This is a genomic window from Mesorhizobium sp. M0239 (assembly GCF_040321815.1).
GTDB lineage: Bacteria > Pseudomonadota > Alphaproteobacteria > Rhizobiales > Rhizobiaceae > Mesorhizobium.
Genome location: NZ_JAMYSG010000021.1, coordinates 1 through 19,741, shown reverse-complemented (window position 1 = coordinate 19,741; position 19,741 = coordinate 1). Strand labels below are relative to the sequence as shown.

General features: G+C 58.8%; 16 protein-coding genes and 1 pseudogene. 12 read left to right on the top strand and 5 right to left on the bottom strand.

Annotation, left to right across the window (positions count from 1 at the left end; translation table 11 throughout):
• The first annotated feature begins 42 nt into the window (after positions 1–42).
• The 6 genes from NKI99_RS21800 to NKI99_RS21775 all read left to right on the top strand — a co-directional run bounded on the left by NKI99_RS21800 (position 43) and on the right by NKI99_RS21775 (position 7,908).
• Positions 43–2,520: an FAD-dependent oxidoreductase gene (locus NKI99_RS21800; protein ID WP_352611904.1), complete on the top strand. Its 2,478-nt coding sequence runs from the start codon at positions 43–45 to the stop codon at positions 2,518–2,520.
• On the top strand, positions 2,513–3,808 hold the full coding sequence (locus NKI99_RS21795) for an aspartate aminotransferase family protein (RefSeq protein WP_352611903.1): 1,296 nt from the start codon (positions 2,513–2,515) through the stop codon (positions 3,806–3,808). The genes NKI99_RS21800 and NKI99_RS21795 overlap by 8 nt, the downstream gene beginning before the upstream one ends.
• 25 nt (positions 3,809–3,833) lie before the next feature.
• Positions 3,834–5,069, top strand: coding sequence for an NAD(P)/FAD-dependent oxidoreductase (locus NKI99_RS21790; RefSeq protein WP_352611902.1), 1,236 nt, complete (start codon positions 3,834–3,836; stop codon positions 5,067–5,069).
• Between the two features lie 15 nt (positions 5,070–5,084).
• Positions 5,085–5,834: an electron transfer flavoprotein subunit beta/FixA family protein gene (locus tag NKI99_RS21785; RefSeq protein WP_352611901.1), complete on the top strand. Its 750-nt coding sequence runs from the start codon at positions 5,085–5,087 to the stop codon at positions 5,832–5,834.
• A gap of 20 nt (positions 5,835–5,854) precedes the next feature.
• Positions 5,855–6,793 carry an electron transfer flavoprotein subunit alpha/FixB family protein gene (locus NKI99_RS21780; protein WP_352611900.1) on the top strand — a complete coding sequence of 313 codons (939 nt, stop codon included), beginning with the start codon at positions 5,855–5,857 and terminating at the stop codon, positions 6,791–6,793.
• Positions 6,794–6,864: 71 nt separating this feature from the next.
• Positions 6,865–7,908, top strand: coding sequence for a GlxA family transcriptional regulator (locus NKI99_RS21775; RefSeq protein ID WP_352611899.1), 1,044 nt, complete (start codon positions 6,865–6,867; stop codon positions 7,906–7,908).
• A gap of 252 nt (positions 7,909–8,160) precedes the next feature.
• On the opposite strand, the gene NKI99_RS21770 is transcribed toward NKI99_RS21775, so the two are convergent.
• From NKI99_RS21770 to NKI99_RS21755, 4 genes are all read right to left on the bottom strand, one after another.
• Positions 8,161–8,994, bottom strand: a complete 834-nt coding sequence (locus tag NKI99_RS21770; RefSeq protein ID WP_352611898.1) for an IS5 family transposase — start codon at positions 8,992–8,994, stop codon at positions 8,161–8,163.
• A 608-nt stretch (positions 8,995–9,602) separates the two neighbouring features.
• The gene (locus NKI99_RS21765) at positions 9,603–10,532 is read right to left on the bottom strand and encodes a 2-oxoglutarate and iron-dependent oxygenase domain-containing protein (RefSeq protein ID WP_352611897.1); all 930 of its coding nucleotides are present in this window, start codon (positions 10,530–10,532) and stop codon (positions 9,603–9,605) included.
• Positions 10,529–11,236, bottom strand: coding sequence for a class I SAM-dependent DNA methyltransferase (locus NKI99_RS21760; protein ID WP_352611896.1), 708 nt, complete (start codon positions 11,234–11,236; stop codon positions 10,529–10,531). The genes NKI99_RS21765 and NKI99_RS21760 overlap by 4 nt, the downstream gene beginning before the upstream one ends.
• A complete protein-coding gene (locus NKI99_RS21755) occupies positions 11,233–12,588 on the bottom strand; it encodes an NAD(P)-dependent oxidoreductase (protein ID WP_352611895.1) in 1,356 nt (451 codons plus the stop codon). Before NKI99_RS21755 ends, NKI99_RS21760 begins: the two co-directional genes overlap by 4 nt.
• Before the next feature lie 664 nt (positions 12,589–13,252).
• Here NKI99_RS21755 and NKI99_RS21750 point away from each other — a divergent pair.
• From NKI99_RS21750 to NKI99_RS21730, 5 genes are all read left to right on the top strand, one after another.
• Positions 13,253–13,648, top strand: a complete 396-nt coding sequence (locus tag NKI99_RS21750) for a hypothetical protein (protein WP_352611894.1) — start codon at positions 13,253–13,255, stop codon at positions 13,646–13,648.
• 280 nt (positions 13,649–13,928) lie between these two features.
• Positions 13,929–14,051, top strand: coding sequence for a hypothetical protein (locus NKI99_RS21745; protein WP_352611893.1), 123 nt, complete (start codon positions 13,929–13,931; stop codon positions 14,049–14,051).
• Between the two features lie 465 nt (positions 14,052–14,516).
• On the top strand, positions 14,517–15,398 hold the full coding sequence (locus tag NKI99_RS21740; protein WP_352611892.1) for a class I SAM-dependent methyltransferase: 882 nt from the start codon (positions 14,517–14,519) through the stop codon (positions 15,396–15,398).
• A 291-nt stretch (positions 15,399–15,689) separates the two neighbouring features.
• Positions 15,690–16,523 carry an FtsB/FtsL family cell division protein gene (locus tag NKI99_RS21735; RefSeq protein ID WP_352611891.1) on the top strand — a complete coding sequence of 278 codons (834 nt, stop codon included), beginning with the start codon at positions 15,690–15,692 and terminating at the stop codon, positions 16,521–16,523.
• 81 nt (positions 16,524–16,604) lie between these two features.
• Complete coding sequence (locus NKI99_RS21730; RefSeq protein WP_352611890.1) at positions 16,605–17,126, top strand: IS66 family transposase; 522 nt, start codon at positions 16,605–16,607, stop codon at positions 17,124–17,126.
• Between the two features lie 1,020 nt (positions 17,127–18,146).
• Here the strand turns inward: NKI99_RS21730 and NKI99_RS21725 are convergent.
• Positions 18,147–19,172 (bottom strand): IS110 family RNA-guided transposase, encoded by a 1,026-nt coding sequence (locus NKI99_RS21725; protein ID WP_352611889.1) that lies wholly within the window; start codon positions 19,170–19,172, stop codon positions 18,147–18,149.
• A 206-nt stretch (positions 19,173–19,378) separates the two neighbouring features.
• Between NKI99_RS21725 and NKI99_RS21720 the strand changes: the two are divergent.
• A pseudogene (locus tag NKI99_RS21720) lies at positions 19,379–19,741 on the top strand (hypothetical protein); the annotation flags it as partial.

Sequence of the window (19,741 nt, the reverse complement as noted above, 5' to 3'; positions counted from 1 at the left end):
TTCGATAGCCCTGTCTACAGGCAGTTTTCTCGGGAGACGACAATGAGCATATCTCACGCGCGGGTAGTAATCATAGGCGGGGGCATCATGGGGTGCGGCCTTGCCTACCACCTCGCGCATGAAGGCTGGACCGACATCGTGTTGTTGGAGAAGGCCGAGTTAACGTCGGGATCGACGTGGCATGCCGCTGGGCAGATCACACATTCGACGTCGAGTTTTTCCCTCGGTAAATGCGTCGGCTACAATATCGATCTCTATTCCAAGGTGCTCGAAAAGGAGACCGGACAATCCGTAACCTGGCACGGGTGTGGGTCTTTGCGGCTGGCCTACACGGATGACGAACTCGACTGGCTCCGTCAGACCCTGAGCGTCGGAAAGGCGCTGGGCTTCACCATGGAATTGGTAGACCTGGAGCGCATCAGACAGCTTCATCCCTTTTATAATCTCGAAGGCGTGCAGGCGGCGCTGTACACGCCCGATGACGGCCATGTTGACCCTTCTGGTGCAACATTCGCACTTGCGCAAGGTGCACGGCAGCTCGGGGCTAAGATCGTTCGCCAATGTCGGGTCTTGGACGTAAAGCCAGAGCCCAATGGCGAATGGCGCGTCTTTACGGAGCAGGGCGAGATCGTTTGCGAGCATGTCGTTAACGCGGGCGGCACTTACGCGCGCCAGGTTGGAAAATGGGTTGGGCTCGATGTCCCCACCACCTCCATGACCCACCATTACCTGATAACGGACACTGTTCCGGAATTCATGACGCTAGAAAAGGAGCTTCCCGTCGTTCGGGATGATCGTTTGGTATCCGGCTACGTCCGGATGGAGCAGAAGTCCGGTTTGATCGGCATCTACGAGAAGGCGAATCCCAATGCCGTTTGGATCGAAGGTTGTCCGTGGGAAGCCGAGCATGAGTTGTTCGAGCCCAATTACGATCGCATTATGCCCTGGCTCGAAAATGCGATGGGTCGGATGCCCGTGCTTTCTCAGCTCGGCATCAAGCGGGCTGTGCATGGCGCCATTTCACACCCCCCGGACGGGAACCCACTCATCGGCCCAGCGCCTGGGCTTAAGAACTTTTGGCTCAATTGCGGCTGTCAGATTGGTATCGGTTGGGGGCCTGGGCTGACGCGCGAACTGGCCCGTTGGATGGTTCACGGCGCCGCCGACATCAACATGCGCGACTACGACCCCCGGCGTTTTGGCAAGTTTGCCGATCAAGACTATCAGGTCATCAAGGCAAAAGAAGATTACCTTCTGCGCCATGAAATACCCTTCCCGCACCTCAACCGTCATGATGGGCGGCCGGTCAAGCCAAGCGCACTTTACGACCGCCTGCAGAAGCGCGGCGCTGTGTTCGAAGAGGTCTATGGTTGGGAACGCCCCCGCTGGTTCGCGAAGGACGGTCTTGAGCAGAAGGACTATTACTCGTTTCGGCGACCCGCCTGGTTTCCGCTCGTTCAGAAGGAAATCAGCGCGGTGCGCGAGTGTGCCGGCCTGATGGATATCTCGGCCTTCTCGAAGGTTCAGGTGTCGGGCCCGGATGCTGCCGGGTTCGTTGATCGACTGATACCGAACCGCCTCCCATCGAAAACCGGCCGAATTGCTCTTACGCATTTGCTCAACGATAGAGGGCGCATCGAGCTGGAAACGACCATCGTTCGCTTGGCGGATGACAGCTTCTACTTCACCTGCGCTGCCTTCTTCGAACAGCGACTCCTGGACCACCTGACGTTTGCGCGTACGGCGAACGAATCCGTGACCATCACCAATCTTTCGGACAGGTGGGGCGCGCTTGCGCTTAACGGGCCACGGTCACGCGACATTCTGGGACCGAATACCGAGGCTGCTCTTACAAACGCGGCTTTTCCCTGGCTGACCGCTCAAGAAATCGAAGTCGCCGGGCAGAAGGTTTGGGCGTTACGCATGTCCTATGCGGGCGAGCTGGGCTGGGAATTCCATGCCTCTAGAGAAAGCCTGCCGGCTATCTACGATGCCCTGCACGCTACCGGCAGCGCCTTCGGCTTAGTCGACTACGGCTCATTCGCAATGAACGTCATGCGCTTGGAAAAGATGTTCAAGGGAGCAGGGGAATTGACCAATGAAGTGACGCTTCCAGAGGCCGACGTCATGCGTTTCGTTAAGTTGGACAAGCCACAATTTGCCGGAAAGCAGGCCACGTTGGAAGCAATGGAGAGAGGACCGAGTTGGATTTGCGCTTATCTTGCGATCGAAGCCGACGGCGTGTCCGACGGAAATGGCGGCGAAGCTGTCTTGCTGGGTGATCGGCAGGTCGGGTCCGTCAGCTCCATTGCCTATTCCCCGACTGCCAGGAAAATCCTGGCGTTCGCCTATGTCGCTCCCGAAGCTGCGCAGGTCGGAACGAATTTGCAGGTCATGGTGCTCGGCGAGCCTCGAGCGGCGACAGTTCTCGGCGACGCCGTCTTCGATCCCAACAATGAACATCCACGGGTTGATGCTGAAAGCTCAAGCCCGACCAAGAAGGTTGCGGCACATGCTTGACACCGTCGTGAATGCTAGCGCCAAACAAAGCGATTGGGTGAGCCGGGCGAAGGCGGTCTTACCCGGCGGCGGATTTGGAAATTTTGATCCTTCCATCGTCATACGAGAAGGCCATGGCGCTCATGCCTGGGACGAGAATGGCAAGGAGTATATCGACTTTTTGATAGGCTCGGGACCTATGATCCTAGGTCATGACAATGCCGAGGTCATTGAGGCCATTCGCGAGCAAACGACACGGGGTCTCACCTTTTTCGCCAGTAACAGGCATGCGATCGAACTTGCGGAAGTCATCTGCGAGGCGGTGCCGTGTGCAGAACAGCTTCGATATGTTTCGACAGGCGGCGAGGCGGACATGTACGCTATGCGTCTCGCACGAGCGCATACTGGTCGCGATAAAATACTGAAGTTTGAGGGCGGCTATCACGGGATGTCGTCTGAAGCGCTGATCAGTGTTTTTCCGGACCGAATTGAGAATTATCCCAACGGCGTTCCAGACTCGGCCGGGATTCCCGAGCAAGTCCGTGACGGCGTCTTCGTCGCGCCATTCAATGACGTAGAATTCGTGCGTCAATTCCTGGCTGAGCATGGCTCGAAGATCGCCGGAATCATCGTAGAGCCGCTCCAGCGCTTGATCCCACCGGCGCCAGGTTTTCTGGAGACATTGCGCGAGGAATCGTCGAAGCGAGGCATTGTTCTAATCTTCGACGAAGTTGTCACCGGATTCCGCCTGGCCTACGGCGGCGCTCAGGAGCGATACGGCGTGGTGCCCGATTTATGTACCTTGGGCAAGATCATCGGAGGCGGCCTTCCGCTTGCAGCGGTTGCGGGGAAGAGGGAGATCATGGCCCACTTCGACAAAGCAGCTGTTGGGAAGGACGGGTTCACCCTTCAGATCGGGACGCTAAGCGGTAATCCTCTTGCCGCTGTGGCCGGACTCAAAACCTTGGAGATCCTGCGTCGACCCAGTAACTACGACCGACTTCGCGGATATGGCGTAACGGTCATGGGAATGCTTAGCAACGCGCTCGACCAAACCGGTATCGCGTACCAGATCGTCGGCGATCCAGTGCTGTTTGACGTGGTCTTCACCGAGCAAACCGTGAAATCTTATCAAGACGTCGCAAAAGGCAATTCCGCGGCGGCCGGTACATTTAATACCGCCCTGCGTGAGAAGGGGATCTTCAAGTCTCCGGGTAAGATCTACCCATCCCTTGCCCTGACCGACAGTGATCTGGCCTGGACGAAAGAAGCAATCGATCACGCTGCGACTAGACTAGTGGCAGCATAGAGCAAAAGCACCCCCTGGGGAACATATGCAGGACAATGTTGTCATTGTCGGCACGGGGCAGGCTGCGCTCTCGTGTGCCGTAAAGTTACGCGACTCCGGCTACGACGGCGCCGTTACCATGCTTGGTGATGAGCCATGGCTGCCTTACCAAAGGCCTCCGCTGTCCAAGGCCTACCTGAAGGGCGAGACAACAGCGGAGCGATTGGAATTTCGTCCTCAAGAGTTCTACGCTAAAGCCGGAATTATGGTCGAGAGGGGGAGTTCCGTTAGCACCGTCGATCGCAACAGCCGAAGTGTTGGGACATCTGACGGCAGAAGTTATTCTTATAGCAAGCTCGTTTTGACCACAGGCTCTCGGGCACGGACACTTCCGGAAGCGATGACGGACGGCCTGGACGGGATCCTGACCCTGAGGACCATCGCGGATGCCAATCGCCTTCGGAGCGCGTTAGCAAGCGCAAAACGCATCGTCGTCGTTGGGGGCGGTTATGTGGGGCTGGAAGTTGCTTCGGTTGCTGTTCGAATGGGTAATGCGGTCACCATTGTCGAAATGGCTGACCGGGTCCTCAAGCGCGTCGCAGGCGCTCCAACAGCTCAAGCGATAGAAGAACTCCATGTGCGCCACGGCGCGACCATCCTAACCAATGAGCAGCTGTCAGGATTTTCCGGCGACAGGGGCAAAGTCTCGAGCGTATCTTTGCAAAGCGGGAGGATGCTTCCTGCCGATTTGGTGCTGGTTGCGATTGGTGGCATGGCGAATGTTGAGCTCGCCGCGCAAGCCGGCCTGATAGTCGAAAATGGCATCGTTGTCGACAGATTCGGGGAGACATCGGCCCCCGACATCTATGCGGCTGGCGATTGTGCCGCTTTTCCTTTTGGCGGCCGGCTAATCCGCCTCGAATCGGTACAAAACGCCATCGAGCAGGGCGCCGCGGTCGCCAATGCCATTTTGGGCAGGCCGGTGGCATATGAGCCTGTCCCTTGGTTTTGGAGCGACCAATACGAAACCAAGTTGCAAACGGCCGGTCTGGCGGTTGACTACGATGACATCCTGGCGGTGTCCGTAGAGCCGGGCTCTTCGGCGTTTTGGTACTTTCGCGACGGCTTGGCCGTGGCCGTCGACACGATGAATGACGCAAGAACGCATATGGCCGCGCGCCGGCTCTTCGGAGCTCGTGTCGAGCTCCGGCGTGAACTGTTTCTAAAACCCGACTTCAACCTCATGCAGTACGTTCGTACAGCCGCCGCGGCGTCTGGGTGAATAAAGGAAAAATCGATGAAAGTGCTTGTGCCCGTGAAGCGGGTTGTGGATGCGAACGTCAAGGTTCGTGTGAAGGCAGATGGTTCGGCGGTGGAACTCGCCAACGTCAAGATGGCGATGAACCCGTTCGACGAGATCGCGGTCGAAGAGGCGATCCGGCTGAAGGAAGCTGGCAAGGCCGAAGAGATCATCGTCGTGTCGATCGGCCCGCAGCAGGCGCAGGAAACACTGCGCACCGCGCTAGCCATGGGCGCCGATCGTGCCATCCTGGTCAAGACCGACGAGCAGACCGAGCCGCTGGGCGTCGCCAAGGTGCTTAAGGGCGTCGTCGACGCCGAGCAGCCCGGCCTTGTCATCCTGGGCAAGCAGGCGATCGACGACGACTCGAACCAGACTGGCCAGATGCTGGCGGCTCTGCTTGGCTGGGCACAGGGCACCTTCGCCTCCAAGATCGTGCTCGACGGCGACAAGGCCAGGGTGACCCGCGAGGTCGACGGCGGCCTGCAGACGGTGGAGCTGAAGATGCCGGCGATCATCACCGCCGACCTGCGCCTCAACCAGCCGCGCTACGCCTCTCTCCCCAACATCATGAAGGCCAAGAAGAAGAAGCTCGACGAGAAGAGCCCGGCAGACTACGGCGCCGACGTGAAGCCGCGCCTCAAGGTAATCAAGACCGAGGAGCCAAGCGGTCGCAAGGCGGGCGTCAAGGTGAAGAGCGTCGCCGAACTGATCGACAAGCTCAAGAACGAAGCCGGCGTGCTCTGAGATCGGAAGGAACAGACAAAATGGCAATTCTCCTCATCGCTGAACACGACAACGCCACCCTTTCCGACCAGACCGCCAAGGCGCTGTCGGCGGCCCTGCAGATCGGCTCGGACGTGCATGTGCTGGTTGCCGGCAAGGGCGCCAAGGGCGCTGCCGACGCCGCCGCCAAGCTGAAGGGCGTCAGCAAGGTGCTGCTCGCCGAAGCCGACGAGCTTGCCGAGCGCCTCGCCGAACCGACAGCGGCACTCGTTGTATCGCTGGCCGGCGCCTACGACACGATCATCGCGCCGGCGACCTCGTCGGGCAAGAATGTAGCACCGCGCGTGGCGGCACTGCTCGACGTCGCGCAGGTCTCCGAGATCATCGAAGTGGTCTCGCCCGACACCTTCAAGCGTCCGATCTATGCCGGCAACGCCATCCAGACCGTGCAGTCGACCGACGCCAAGAAGGTCATCACCGTGCGCACTGCTTCATTTCCCGTCGCCTCCCAAGGCAATGCGGCTGCCGTCGAGATTATCTCGGCGGCAGCCGACCCCGGTGTATCGTCCTTTATCGAGAACAAGCTTTCCGGAACTGATCGTCCGGAACTGACCTCGGCCAGGATCATCATTTCGGGTGGCCGTGCGCTGGGCTCCTCGGAGAAGTTCCAGGAGGTCATCCTGCCGGTTGCCGATAAGCTGGGCGCGGCGGTTGGTGCTTCGCGCGCCGCGGTCGATGCCGGCTATGCGCCCAACGACTGGCAGGTCGGCCAGACCGGCAAGGTCGTCGCTCCCGATCTCTACATCGCGGTCGGCATCTCCGGCGCCATCCAGCACCTTGCCGGCATGAAGGATTCGAAGGTCATCGTCGCCATCAACAAGGACGAGGAGGCGCCGATCTTCCAGGTTGCCGACTACGGCCTGGTCGGCGATCTCTTCCTCATCCTGCCGGAGTTGGAAAAGGCGCTCGCAGGCGGCTGAAGCGGGAAAGGATAGCGGTCGTTCCTCTCGCTAGAGGATAAGACGGCGTCCTGTGGTCAAGCGGTGACAGAATGAACGTAATAAACAACCGACTTGTTGGCGAGCGGAGATTGGGTCGCGGAAACTTAGATTCCACGGCCTTCATGCCTTTGGCTGATGGAGTCACGGAGTTCTCGATAGTCCTTGTTCCGGGATTTTCACAACTGTGTATGTCGTCGTTCATCGATCCATTGCGGTATGCGAACAGATTGTCCGGACGCGAGCGGTTTCGATGGAGGTTGATAAGCGACGACGGCAGCCCTGTTATATGTGCCAGTGGGATCCGAGTGTGCGTGGATGCAAGTCTTACGGAAGCCAAGCTTCTGAGATCGGAGCGTTTGCCCGATGGCATCGTGGTTTGCGCGGGCGCGGGAATCGAACACTATCCCTCAGCACCACTGTTGTCACTTTTACGCTTCTGTGCACGTCGCAATGTGAGGCTTTACGGACTCGGCACCGGCGCATGGGTCTTTGCTGCGGCCGGTCTGTTGTCAGACACGCGCTGTACCATCCACTGGGACACGATGGCAGCCTTCTCGGAGTCATTCGAAGGTCTCAAGCTGACCGACGCCCTATTCGTCGAGCAGAACGGAATCGTCACCTGCGCCGGTGAATTTGCGGCATTTGATCTCGCGATCAGCTCAGTAGAACACCGATGTGGTTCCGATGTGGCGCGATCAGTCTGCCGATTCCTCACAGCCGATCGATGGCGCGAGGGGGAAAGCTGTCAATCTGCTCCCCTTGGGCTTCGCTTTAGCGGCGCGAGCGAAAAGCTAATCCGCATCATTCGCACTATGGAAAATACTGTAGATGAACCGTTGACGATTCGCGCTATTTCTCGACTGCAGGGCCTTTCTTGCCGGCAAATCGAGCGCCTCTTTCTTCGCCATCTCAAGGTGACGCCGATGCGATACTATCTTTTGCTCAGAATGGCCCGCGCCCGCCAACTTATCGAATTAACCGATATGTCCGTGCTGCAGGTGGCGATCGCTTGCGGTTTCGCCTCATCATCGCATTTTTCGAAGTGTTTTCGTGACCACTTCGGCGAATCACCCAGCAGTCTGCGACGCGGCTAAGTGGATTTTCCCACCTCAACCGAACGGACCTCGCTAATGCCGAGAGGATGCCCAGTGCCGTGGCTGGAGACATTGAGAAATACTCGAGAAATTGGGTTCGTGAAACTCTGGTCACAGCTTACGGAGCCTGCGCGAGGATCAACCGAGGTGTTGTAGATCGATGTTCCGCATCAACGCATAGGCTAGCATTGGCTAGTCCCGACCAGCGGCTTCGGCGCAACCAACTCTCCAAGAGCCTGACTCAAAACTCGGTTACGCACGACGCGGAGCTGCCATGCGGCGAAGCATGAGGCGGATCGAGGCGATGAAGATCCATGCCTCGGCGCTGGCGATCGTCGCCTCGAAGTCCTTGGCGAGCCGGCGACAACGTCCCAGCCAGGCGAAAGTTCGCTCGACGACCCATCGTCGTGGCAGCACCTCAAAGCCCTTGGCCGCGTCGGAGCGCTTGATGATTTCGATGGTCCATATGCCGAGATTGGCCAGAGCCTGCGACAGTTTTTCTCCGGCATAGCCGCCGTCGGCGAACAGATGGCGCAACCAGGGATAAAGCCGTCGAATGGAGACGATGACGCCGACTGCCCCATCCCTGTCCTGGATGTCGGCCGTGTGCACCGTCAGCCTGACCAAGTGTCCCTCGGTGTCGGTAATGATATGGCGCTTGCGGCCTTTGACCTTGTTGCCGGCGTCGTAACCACGCAAACCGGCAACGTCCGTGGTCTTTGCCGATTGGCTGTCGATGACACCGGCGCTCGGGCTCGCCTCGCGACCAAGCGCCAGGAGTGCCGCAGCCACCAAGTGGAAGTTGATGGTCTTCCACAGCCTGTTGTCCCGCCAGGCATAGAAATAGCGTTGAACCGTCGAAACCGGCGGGAACCGGTCCGGCAATGCCCGCCATTGGCAGCCGGTCCAGGCGATGTAGAGAAGCGCGTCCACGACCGCCCGAAGTTCTGTCGTCCGCGGTCGTCCCGTCGTCTTCGTTCCCGGCAGGAACGGCTCGATCAACGCCCATTCCCTGTCCGTCAACGCGTTTGCATCTCGCTGCCCCGCGCGGCAATATCGCCGGCGGGTGGTCTCCGTCCAACCCATGTCGTGATCCCGTTCAAGTCTAGACAACTCAAACGAATCACAACGGACGGGGCCACTCAACCGCTTCCACCCCCAAAACCGAGTTTCGGGTCAGGCTCTAAGAGGTAAACGCTAATCGGATTTGGTCGGCGCGGCTTCAAGTATCGCTTGTCCGACCCCATCGGCCCTTTGGGCGTTCAGCATTTCCACAGCGTTCTAACTGTCACGCACCTCCTATTCTGCCTGAGTTTGGATTTCCCAACGGTTGGTGATCTCCTCCAAAGCCGCGATCGCTTTGCCCCTTGATCATAGCTTCGATGAAATCCTTCGGCACGTCGCCTATCTTCCACGGGGCCGGCTGGGCGGCGTCAATGCAGATGTGTGAGCCTCGCGATGTTGCGACATATCTAGCGCTCGCGGATTCCGACGATTTACCGGACGGCATTCCGATCAAAAACCGGACGCGGTTTGGTCTCGGGATGCTGTCCGAAATCATTGGAATACGCAGCGCTCATGATCCCGAACAGTGATGCGCCCATGGGCGTTGGACAACGAAATAGTTCCACGTAGGCATCTGCCGAACTTGAGCGATGCGTCGTAATCATACTAAGCTCGAGAAACTGAACGACCTACTGCAACTCTCGCGCGCGTCCGGCGCCATTCCCGGTTTCCCAGATTGATTCAAAGTTGCGCAGCATCACTTCTGCGACGCTGAAGGTTTGCTTTCCTTGCCGGGAAGTCAGGCGAGCGTCGATGTCAGGATAGATAAAGAAGGGAAGCGAAATTCGTTCGGCCGGACCGGCGTGCACGACTTGATGGGGCGTGCTCTTGAAGCGGTCATCACTCAAGGCTTGAAGCATGTCGCCCAGATTGACAACGAGACTGTCGGGCAAGCTCGGCGCCGGCACCCAGCGCTCCCCGAACCACACCTGCAAGGAGCGCGTGGGGAGTTCCTCCTGCAGCAGCAGCGTGAAGAACCCATTGTCGGTATGCTTTCCGGCCGTGCCGCCAGTAGATGGATACCGGATCACGCGTTGCAGGACCGTCGGCGGGCTGAAATGGCGTCGGAACCAGTCCTCTTCCATATCGAGCAGGTCGGCCAGCGCGATTCCGAGCTTCGGCACAACGTCGTTGACCATGGTAGCCTGCAAAGCAAGCAGGCTTCGCGCGAAACCAGGAGCCACCCCGTCATCCGGAACGCGTGTGCAACCAGCAAACGGACGCCGGTCGCCTTCGTTCTCGATTCCGAGGTCGAACATTTCCTTCGGATCGGGGCCGGCCTCGGGATGCAGCGCCTCGCCGTACAACGGACTGTATCCCCGGGCAGTAGTGGGGTACACGTCTTGGGCGGAGTGACCGAAACGTTCCTTTGTCGCCTGTGGCAACGCGAAGAACCGCCGGGAAGCCTGGATGGCTTCTGCGATCTGTTCTTTCGGGATTCCGTGCTCGAGGTAGAAGAACCCGTATTCCTCGCAGGCCAGGCGTAGGCGCTCGCGCTCTTCGTGTCGCGTTGTATCGGCGGCCAATTTTGCTAGTGAGATTTGCGGTAGTATGGTCATAGATGCTGCTCCGTTTCTGCGCAGGCCCTATCGGGCACTTTGAAAACCCAGTAATGCGCACCCTCCTCAGCGATATATTTGCCGTCGTTTAGACGCTGTGCCGTCACAAGCACGCCTTCATCATGCAGACGCCGCACCTCATGTTCAAAGGATGTGGCCTCCGCATAGCTCTTGCGGGTGCTTGCGATGATGAATCCGTTCGGGCGCGTCACGCGAGCCAGTTCGCGCAGTGCGTTCGGTCCGATGTGCCCGAGCGTGAACACGCCGCAGCAGACCGTGATGTCATAGCTCGCGCTGGAGTAATCGGAGAGCGGCCCGTTAAGGTCGACATCGCCTTGGACATGGCGGTAGACGCCAGTTTTCCGGGCCTGTTCGGCCATCTCCTCGGAGAGGTCGCAACCGTCGAGCAATTGGAAGCCAAGGCGCTTCAACTGCACGCCGACGAGACCTGTTCCGCACCCGCCGTCCAGGATTGCGATGGCTGCGCGGTCATTGGCCAAATACGCGGTCTGCACGGCACCCGCCAGTTCCGCCACGATCCTCGGCCCGCAGTACCCGTCGCGGCCGACATCCAACTCATAGGAACTGGCCCAACCGCGATAGAAGTGGGCCAAACGACCGACGTCGCCGTCGAGGGCATGAGAATCCTTGATGCGCTTTCGTGCGGCTTGCTCAAGTGCTGTCTGCTGATCGAGGGTGGTCATGACAGTTTCTCCGTGAAGGGGTGGATGAGATGCGGCACGGTCGTCAGCGGCGGCGCAATGGCACCGCTTAGATCAATAAGGTCCTCGTTGCCGTATTGCTGAGCATGGCTGTCCGACCATGCGGAGGCGCCTACGCTCCAGGTGATAACGTCGTAGAGCAGGGCATCGTTCAGGCCCATGCCGCGCCCAAGATCAAACGCCTCGTCAAGGATCAGGCGATTAACGTCGGTGAGCTGGTCGACCAGAGACTTGAGCAACTGTATCTGGATGTCACTGAGCGGGACGTCGTCGAGCGGAAACACATGCTCACGCTTCGGTTTGATCCGTCCGACGGGATCGGTCAGGAATTCTTGGTCTGGCGGATGCGCAGGGTCGGCACCGTACTTGGATGGCGCGCGATAACCCGGCACTTGCAGCCGAACGCCGAAGGCCGCCTCCGCCAGTTCGACCAGGCGCAGATGGCTGTCGTACCGGTCAAACTTCCGTCCCGCCTGGCTATAGCGCTTTTCGACCGCGCGCCCGATCGGCAGTCCCACGCCGAGTTCGTCGGCCAACTGGACGGTCAAGCCCATATCCTTAACCGTGATCTCCAGAGTGCAAGAGCGATCGTAGCTGCCATCCAGGAGAAACGGGACGAACTGCTCGATTGCAACCGAGTTTGCGGACGAGGCGACAAAACTGCGCCACGCCTGCTGGGCTGGAACGCTCTCTTGCACGCCTTGGCAGAGCGCGTGGCCGCTCGCAACGGCTGCAGTGTAAAAGAGCAGGTTCGTCAGTAATTTGACCGATTGGCCCTGACCAATATCTCCGACGTGGAAGGAAACCGCCCCCATGGTTTCCAATGCCCTTTGGCAACGCCTATAGACGCCCGATGGCCCGCCGACAAAGAAGCTGACATTGGCAAAATCGACGCCCATATGGGACAAGTTGCTCACCGGCGCTTCTAGCGAATGCACGCCAATTGCTGCCGCTATACGGGCGATCTCAAGAGTGTTGTGGTAGTCGGTGGTAGACGTGTCGATCCAAACGCTTCCCGACGGCATTCCCGCCAAAGCGCCTTGCTCGCCCGTCATGTTGTCAAAGACGTCACGTGGCAGGGGCAGACAGGTTATCAGAATGTCGCAATCTCGGGCCGCGTCGCGTGGTGTGTCATGCCACATGGCTCCCTTTTGCAGCACGTCTCTCCCAGCCGCAGGATCAATGTCGTAGACTTCTACGAGATATCCGGTTTCCAGGAGTTTCGCGATCATGGGTCGCCCCATGCTGCCCGTACCAATGAATCCGATGCGTTCTACGTCGCGGAGATGAGCGGCGCTTACAGCCTCTACGGCGGACACTAGATTTCCTTTCATAACTACAGTCGGGATTTTCTCTCAGTTGCTCGTCCAACAGTACCTTATCAAGGGAATAAACACCGATTTACGGTAGCAGCAAGAGAATATATATAAAACCAGTTTACATTTTTATTGCTTGCTTACTTAAAATGTTTAATTTTTGGCAGACAAAGTTCACAATTGTGAGTCGTGTAAGGCGGAGTTAGAGGGGCTTTTTTGTTGACAGCTCGACGACAGCCTCTCCGACGAAATGGGCCGGAAATCCGTTGCCATTTCGCATTGATGGTTGGCTGGACATTGCGCGAGGCACAACCGCCGGGAGCGATTCACCGTCGACATAAATGCCAAGGCGATGACAGCCGAATTTTCGAGGGAAGACCTGCTACGGCGCTGCGGTGCGCCGATTTTTCGGCGACGTGCCGGTAGCAGCGGACGGGCTGCCCCGCGCGAGGGTGCGAAGCCGGATGGCGGAGATCGCCTCTACCGAAGAAGAGCGGGTCGGTTCACGATCGGCCGGCGCCCCGACAGTTGAGGACAGCGAAACTGGCGGAAGCGCCCCTGGGCTGGAAATGCGCGGAAATCAGCTCCGACAATGCCTTCATCCATGCGGTGGGTTTGGGCGCATCCATGCGGTGCGGCGCGACCCGACCGAGGCCAAGCAGGCCGAACTAGCGGCGATGGCGTGCAATACGACGAGGTGGCCGAGGCCATCAACGCTCATGCGAGAGCGACCTCGCAAATCGAGGCCGACGAGGCCAAGTTGCAAGCGCTGGAAAGTCGCATCGAGGCCATCCAGAACGTGGCGGAAGCCGTGGACCCACGGGAAATGGCGCTGGCGGGCTGTGTCGTGTCGATAGCGCACGGCGGCACATTGCAGGTGACGCTGGGGCTGGTGAAGGCTGAAGACCGCAAGGCCCTTGCCGTCTTGGAAAGCGGCAACGAAGGTAATGACCAAGAAGATGGCGGCGACGACGCAGGCAGGGGGAAGACGCTGAGGTCGAGGCCACCGGCATGTCAGCGACCCTCACTGAATCCGCGACCGTCACAGCGTAGAAAATTCAACCTGATGCGGAAATGAGACATACGGATAACCCAAGGAGGTTCCGCTTGACCTCGACGAGGCTGATATAGTCGCTCCGGAGAAGACGGGCGGCAATTCACGGCAAGGAAGTGACATTCCTAGACAAGAAACGGGGCGTGTCTAAACATAAGCTTGAGCTTGCTTGGACACAGCGCTTTGTGCGTGATTGCCGGGAGCCGCCCAGTGACGCGAGTAACCATGAAACGGGTGGAAAAGGAACGGCCTTTCGTGCCGACCGAAATCCATGTCAGCACTGTCACGCACGAGAAAGGCCCTCTTGGCATTCTCGATCCAGACAACTGAAGGCCTCCTCGATATCGTGCTGGACCGGCAAGCCGCCGACGCGATCATGAAAGCGATCGGCAAAATCCGGTCAAAACTGGAACCTATTGAAAGCTAAGAATATGCCTGGCCGGCGTCGGGCAGAGACGTGGGCAACACCGACGATATGCCATCGTTCGGCGTTTCTAATCTTGCGATAGCATCCTGATGGTCGGATGATGGCCATACTTGCCTGTTGCCAAGCATCAAGCGGTAGCCATCGTTCAAGCAGCCCAAGACGGCTAGTGCCTCCGCCCCGAATAGAAGATCGCAATAGTTATGGGGCGACCACTTACAAAGCGCTCAAGACGGAAGGCGTCACGTTGCGGTTGCTGTTCGCCCACCAATGAATGGCCTCCCCCTCGGAGGGCACGTTAGCCGTGACCACCCTGAGACATCAAAGCTGACGCTCACGGGAAGAGACTGGGGGATTTCGGCAGGCGATGTCTGGTTTCGGACGCGTTCAGCTTCATCGTCGACCAGCGGGGTCGCGCCTACGAGCGCGCCCAAACCGGCCCCGATAACCTCGAACGCTGCGAGGTCAATGACTTTGCAAAAAAAAATAAATCGTATTGAAAAATTGACAAATATCTCCTTTAAACAACAAACGGGGAATGCCAATATCACTCCCAATGGCATGACATTGGAAGGAAGGGCTACACGCATGAATAGCAATATTTCCAACACTATGTCTTCACATGATATCGAGTCATACTTCAGTGACGACTATCTATATTTTGGAGACCTGATAAATCCGCCGGAGACAAGTGATCGACAAGCCCAATTAATTTTGGATCTTCTCGCGCTTAGACAAGGTGACCCAGTTCTTGAACTTGGATGCGGTTATGGGCGGATCACTAACCGGTTGGCGGAAAAAGGAGTGCAGGTAACCGGACTTGATTTGTCACCGGTATTGATCAAAGAAGCCGAAGAGGGTGCCGCTGAACGTGGAGTAAATGTTGAGTATGTTCTGGGCGACATGCGCACACTTCCCTGGCGAGGCCGATTCGATGCGGCTTTTCTGTGGTTCACGACGTTTGGCTATTTCGATGATGCGGACAATGAGAGAGTGCTTCGGGAAGCCGCTTCTTCACTTCGAAAAGGCGGGCGTCTGCTAATTGATCACGCCAATCGCTATTATTTCCTGCGCCATAAGTCGCCTATGTGTTACGTTACGCGGCGTGACGACAATGTAAGAATTGATGTATATAACGACGATGTGCTAAGCGATCGCTCGAACGTCGAAAGGATTGTTGTCCGCGATGGATGCGTTCGACGAACGTACCTTTCCTTCAGACAGTATGGGTTTTCCGACTATGTTCGCATGTTGCAAACTGCGGGGTTCGAAACTGTTGAAGCTTATGGGCAGGAAGGCGGAGCGTTTACTTCCGATAGCTCGCGCCTCATAGTTGTGGCATACAAATAGTACCAAAGACCCTTCTCTGATTGGGGATTGGGTCGTTGAGGTGAAGCTCCTCCTGATATTTTTTCGGATGTCGCCCCGCAGGTCATTCGCTTCTCTTCGCGGACGACATAGGCCGCCGCATGTAGGTCAGTAGAGCGAGGCGTAACCGGGGCAAAACCGGTGGCGGACGCGGCGTTATGACTCGGGTGTATCGGGTTAGAGTGGGTGGCGGTTTGGCGGGCGGCGTGATTCGGTCAGGCCATCGCGGAGCCACCAGATTCTCGAACGCTGCGCCCTGCGGACCTGCTCGACATGATCCTGCAATTGCGGGCAGAGGTCGCCGGCCTTCGCGCCGAGAATGCGGCTCTGAAGGATGAGATCCGGCGTCTGAAAGGTCTACCGCCGCGCCCGACGCTGAAGCCGAGCGGGATGGAGCAGTCGTCCAAGCGGAGCTCACCTGCGGCAACGGGTCCGAAGCGGCGTGGCTCGAGCCGGGTGATCGTCACCGAAGAGCGCCGTCTTTGTTATGAGCCGCCACCGGGCTCGCGGTTTCTGGGGCGGACAAGCTTCGTGGTGCAGGATCTGACGATCGGGGTGCGGGTGGTCCGCTATCATCGGGACCGCTGGCGTTTGCCGGATGGCCGGATCGTCGTCGCTCCGCTGCCGGACGGGGTCGACGGGCACTTCGGTTTGGAGCTTCGGCGTCTGGTGCTGTCGTTTTATCACCAGGGTCAATCGACCGTGGAGCGGATCGTCGCGTTGCTGCGCGACTTCGGCGTGTCGATCTCCAAGCGCCAGGTCGTGCGGATCCTGACCGGCAAGATCGACGCCTTCGTCGCCGAAGCGAAGCAGGTTCTGACGGCCGTGCTCGCTTCGGCCGGTTGGATCAGCGTCGACGACACCGGGGCCCGCCATGGCGCGGTCAATGGCGTGTGCACGCAAATCGGCAATGACCGGTTCGCCGTATTCACGACCACCAAGTCGGAGAGCCGGCTGAACTTCCTGCAGCTCCTGCACGGCGGGTCGGCCCGGTGGGTCCTGAACGCCGCCTCACGCGCCTACATGCTGGAGCACGGGCTGCCGGTGATCACGACGGATCTTCTGCATGCCGGGCGCGAGCCGTCCGGGTTCGAGGACGCGGCGTGATGGGACGCCCATCTGCTCGCCCATGGCCTGGAGCCTAAGGATGGCCCTCTGGACCCGTTCCGCATCGCCAGTGAAGGCGCGTTGTGGGGTGGCCTGACCGAGGCAAAGACCCTCGACGGCACCGGCATCCTCAGTGATGGGGCGGGCCAGTTCGCAATCGGCGAGCACGCGCGGTGCTGGGTGCATATAGAGCGGCAGATCCATGCCCTCGATAGCTTCACCGAACCGCAGCGCCGCGCCAAGGCCCTGACCCAGAGCCGGATCTGGTGGCTCTACAACGACATCAAGGCGTGGTGTCTCGATCCCACGCCCCGAAGAGCCAGGGAACTGGCCCGCCGGTTCGACCGGATCGTCGGCATGAAGACCAGGTTCGTGACCCTCGACCGTCTACTCGCGCGCATCCGGACCGACCGCCAAAGCTTCCTGAAGATCCTCCAACGCCCGGACATTCCGCTCCACACCAATGGCTCGGAGAACGATATCCGCAGCGTGGTGACCCGGCGCAAGATCAGCGGCGCAACCCACAGCGACCAGGGCCGTGCCGCCCGCGACACCATGCTCAGCATGATGAAGACCTGCAACAGGCTCGGTGTGAGCTTCTGAGATTATCTCGGCGACCGCCTCGGCATCCCTGGCAGCAAGATCCTACCGCTTCCCGTTCTCCTCGCCGCTCGCTAAACCCCAACAGCAGATCGACGCGCCCAAGCGCCACCGGTTTTGCCCCGGTTACAGCGAGGCTTCTCAACCTGTTGAACGACCTTGGAGAATTCGTCGAACGATCGTGCCTGCTAACGAGATCGCCTTGCCCATCGTCCCCACGGAAAGATCCGGATCCGCCTTTTCCGGCGGAAATCAACTCCTCCTTCGTTGGTGCGTTGTCCTACCGGGTACCCTGCCGAGCGGAATTCTGCCCGATACTCTTCATGAGATGCAGAATGACAGCGAGTATGCGGGATCTCTTGAGGCCTGTGCCAAGACGTTTCGAGGGCTGTGCGTGGACGCTACTGTTACTGCTCATTGGGACTGTCAGGAATTCTGTGCGCGACGCGAATGATGCGCCTCTAGGCTCCTTGCCTCATCCCATCGAATTTTGGCCTAAACCCAAACCGGCTGTCGGTTATGGAGCGGAATGATGTCAGCTTTGGAGAGCTGTTTCTCGATCGACTAACAGCGAGCAAGACTGAAGTTCGCGATGGCGCTACGCAATCGGGCGCGGCACTTCCCGAGTTTCGACATCCCGGGCGCGGACCTAGCGACGAAGTCTTGTCTACGGTTGTCGCCTTATTGGGGACGCGGCGTTACCGAACCCGGTGGTCGTGAACACAGGACTGCACGGAGTTGAAGGCGTCTGTGGGTCTGGATGCCTGGTTGGACTGCTAGTGATGGGGTTGTCTAATCGCGGTGGGGACGTCAAGTATCTTCGCGGTTGGAGATGCGTTGGCCGGGTACACGGTTGTCTTCGCGGTCAACATCGGTCGCCGCATGATGGAGCTTCGCGGGACGAGCCTTCAATGTGGACGACGCACTTTGCTGAGTCAGCGGTGCAACCCCATCAGCGGAATGGCTCGGCTCACGTCCCGGCAGGGACGCCTCAGGCGTTCAGATTCTGAACGCTATCCGGATTTACTTTGTGGCTCCTGCATTCGGATTAAAGAGCTCGCCGGTTTTAAGCATCGTATGCATTATCACCGCCAGTTTGCGCGCCACAGCCACGGCGGCTCGTTTGAAGCCGATCCTCTCCCGGAGCTGGAGACCCCATGTCCGCAGGGCGCTCTCGGTTGAGCTACGCGTCAGAATAACCGACGCCGCTTCGTAGAGAAGCCCTCGCAAATGGCGGTCGCCGCGTCGGGATATATGGCCGTCATAATCGACTTCTCCGGATTGGTAGCGGCGCGTCGTTAGGCCTATCCAGGCTCCAACAGATCGGGACGTCTTGAAGTTGCCCGGATCTTCAATGGCAGTGGCGAATGAGGTTGCGGTGATGGCGCCGATGCCAGGGATCGACATGAGCATGCGGCATGCCTGGCTCTGACGTGCATCTGCGACGAGCTGGCGCCCAAGCTCGGCGGCACGGATGCGAATGCCGCGCCAGGCCTCCAACATCGGCAGCACGATGAGAGCAAGTTCCTCGTGATCGATAAGAAGGCGCCGAACGTTCTTCTCGAACGTGGTTCCCTTACCTGCAGGAACGAGCAGCCCGAACGTTTTCATGATTCCACGAATCTGGTTGGAAAGTTCGGTGGTGATCCGGACCAGCCGGGTGCGTGCCGCCACAAGCGTGCGGGTCAGCATGCTGTCAAATCCTTTCACCCGCACCTCACGGAAGAATCCCACCTCTGCAAGATGCGCCAAACCGTCGGCGTCGTTCGCGTCGGTCTTATTCGCCGCCATATCGAGCGCAGCTTTGGCATGGCGAGCATCGATGCAGATCGCTGGCACCCTTTCCGCGCGTAGCGCGTGATAGAACCAGACGGAAAGGGGTCCAGTCTCGAACACCACGCGTTTGGCGGCTGGCGCCCGCTTGCGGATAAGCTCGGCAATGATCTTTGGATCAGAGGCGCACTTCCCGCGCCAGACGCGCTTGCCTTCACGTCGGATCGACACCGCTGTCTCTTTCATCGACACGTCGAGACCGATATATTCTTCCATGGCTGTTCTCCATCAGATGCTTGGGCCCGGCGTCAGGTCGTGAGCCCGTATTTCCATCTTATCGGGGAACAGCCACCTTCCAAGGATATGATTGGTTTCAGGGCGACTCGCTCCCGCGATTACCCCATGTGGACGCCCCCCTCGACGGCATTGATGTGCCAGAATGGTGGTGTTTGACAGCCACCGTAAGAGAGGGAACATCCACAATGGAAGTTAACACGATCGGGTTGGACCTAGCGAAGAATGTGTTTCAGGCGCATGGAGCCGATGCGGCGGGCGCCATTGTTTTCCGCAAGCAACTGCGACGCGACAAGGTGCTTGCATTTCTCGCTGGGCAGCCGGCCTGCATGGTCGCCATGGAGGCCTGTTCTGGGGCGCATCACTGGGCGCGCGAGATCGGCAAGCTCGGGCACACCGTTCGTCTGATCCCGCCATCCTATGTGAAGCCTTTCGTCAAGATATGCTCACCTGACCATAATTTGACTTGGACTAACCCGCTCCGCGATTGCGGAGCGGCAAGGAGGGTGTGTGCCGGCGGCGTGGTGTTGATCGCGTCGACTGTCGCGCTG

Excerpts from the sequence above, each read along its gene's own strand:
- NKI99_RS21800 (WP_352611904.1), top strand. The coding sequence starts at position 43 with ATGAGCATATCTCACGCGCGGGTAGTAATCATAGGCGGGGGCATCATG.
- NKI99_RS21795 (WP_352611903.1), top strand. The coding sequence starts at position 2,513 with ATGCTTGACACCGTCGTGAATGCTAGCGCCAAACAAAGCGATTGGGTG.
- NKI99_RS21790 (WP_352611902.1), top strand. The coding sequence starts at position 3,834 with ATGCAGGACAATGTTGTCATTGTCGGCACGGGGCAGGCTGCGCTCTCG.
- NKI99_RS21785 (WP_352611901.1), top strand. The coding sequence starts at position 5,085 with ATGAAAGTGCTTGTGCCCGTGAAGCGGGTTGTGGATGCGAACGTCAAG.
- NKI99_RS21780 (WP_352611900.1), top strand. The coding sequence starts at position 5,855 with ATGGCAATTCTCCTCATCGCTGAACACGACAACGCCACCCTTTCCGAC.
- NKI99_RS21775 (WP_352611899.1), top strand. The coding sequence starts at position 6,865 with ATGAACGTAATAAACAACCGACTTGTTGGCGAGCGGAGATTGGGTCGC.
- NKI99_RS21770 (WP_352611898.1), bottom strand. The coding sequence starts at position 8,994 with ATGGGTTGGACGGAGACCACCCGCCGGCGATATTGCCGCGCGGGGCAG.
- NKI99_RS21765 (WP_352611897.1), bottom strand. The coding sequence starts at position 10,532 with ATGACCATACTACCGCAAATCTCACTAGCAAAATTGGCCGCCGATACA.
- NKI99_RS21760 (WP_352611896.1), bottom strand. The coding sequence starts at position 11,236 with ATGACCACCCTCGATCAGCAGACAGCACTTGAGCAAGCCGCACGAAAG.
- NKI99_RS21755 (WP_352611895.1), bottom strand. The coding sequence starts at position 12,588 with ATGAAAGGAAATCTAGTGTCCGCCGTAGAGGCTGTAAGCGCCGCTCAT.
- NKI99_RS21740 (WP_352611892.1), top strand. The coding sequence starts at position 14,517 with ATGACTTTGCAAAAAAAAATAAATCGTATTGAAAAATTGACAAATATC.
- NKI99_RS21735 (WP_352611891.1), top strand. The coding sequence starts at position 15,690 with ATGATCCTGCAATTGCGGGCAGAGGTCGCCGGCCTTCGCGCCGAGAAT.
- NKI99_RS21725 (WP_352611889.1), bottom strand. The coding sequence starts at position 19,172 with ATGGAAGAATATATCGGTCTCGACGTGTCGATGAAAGAGACAGCGGTG.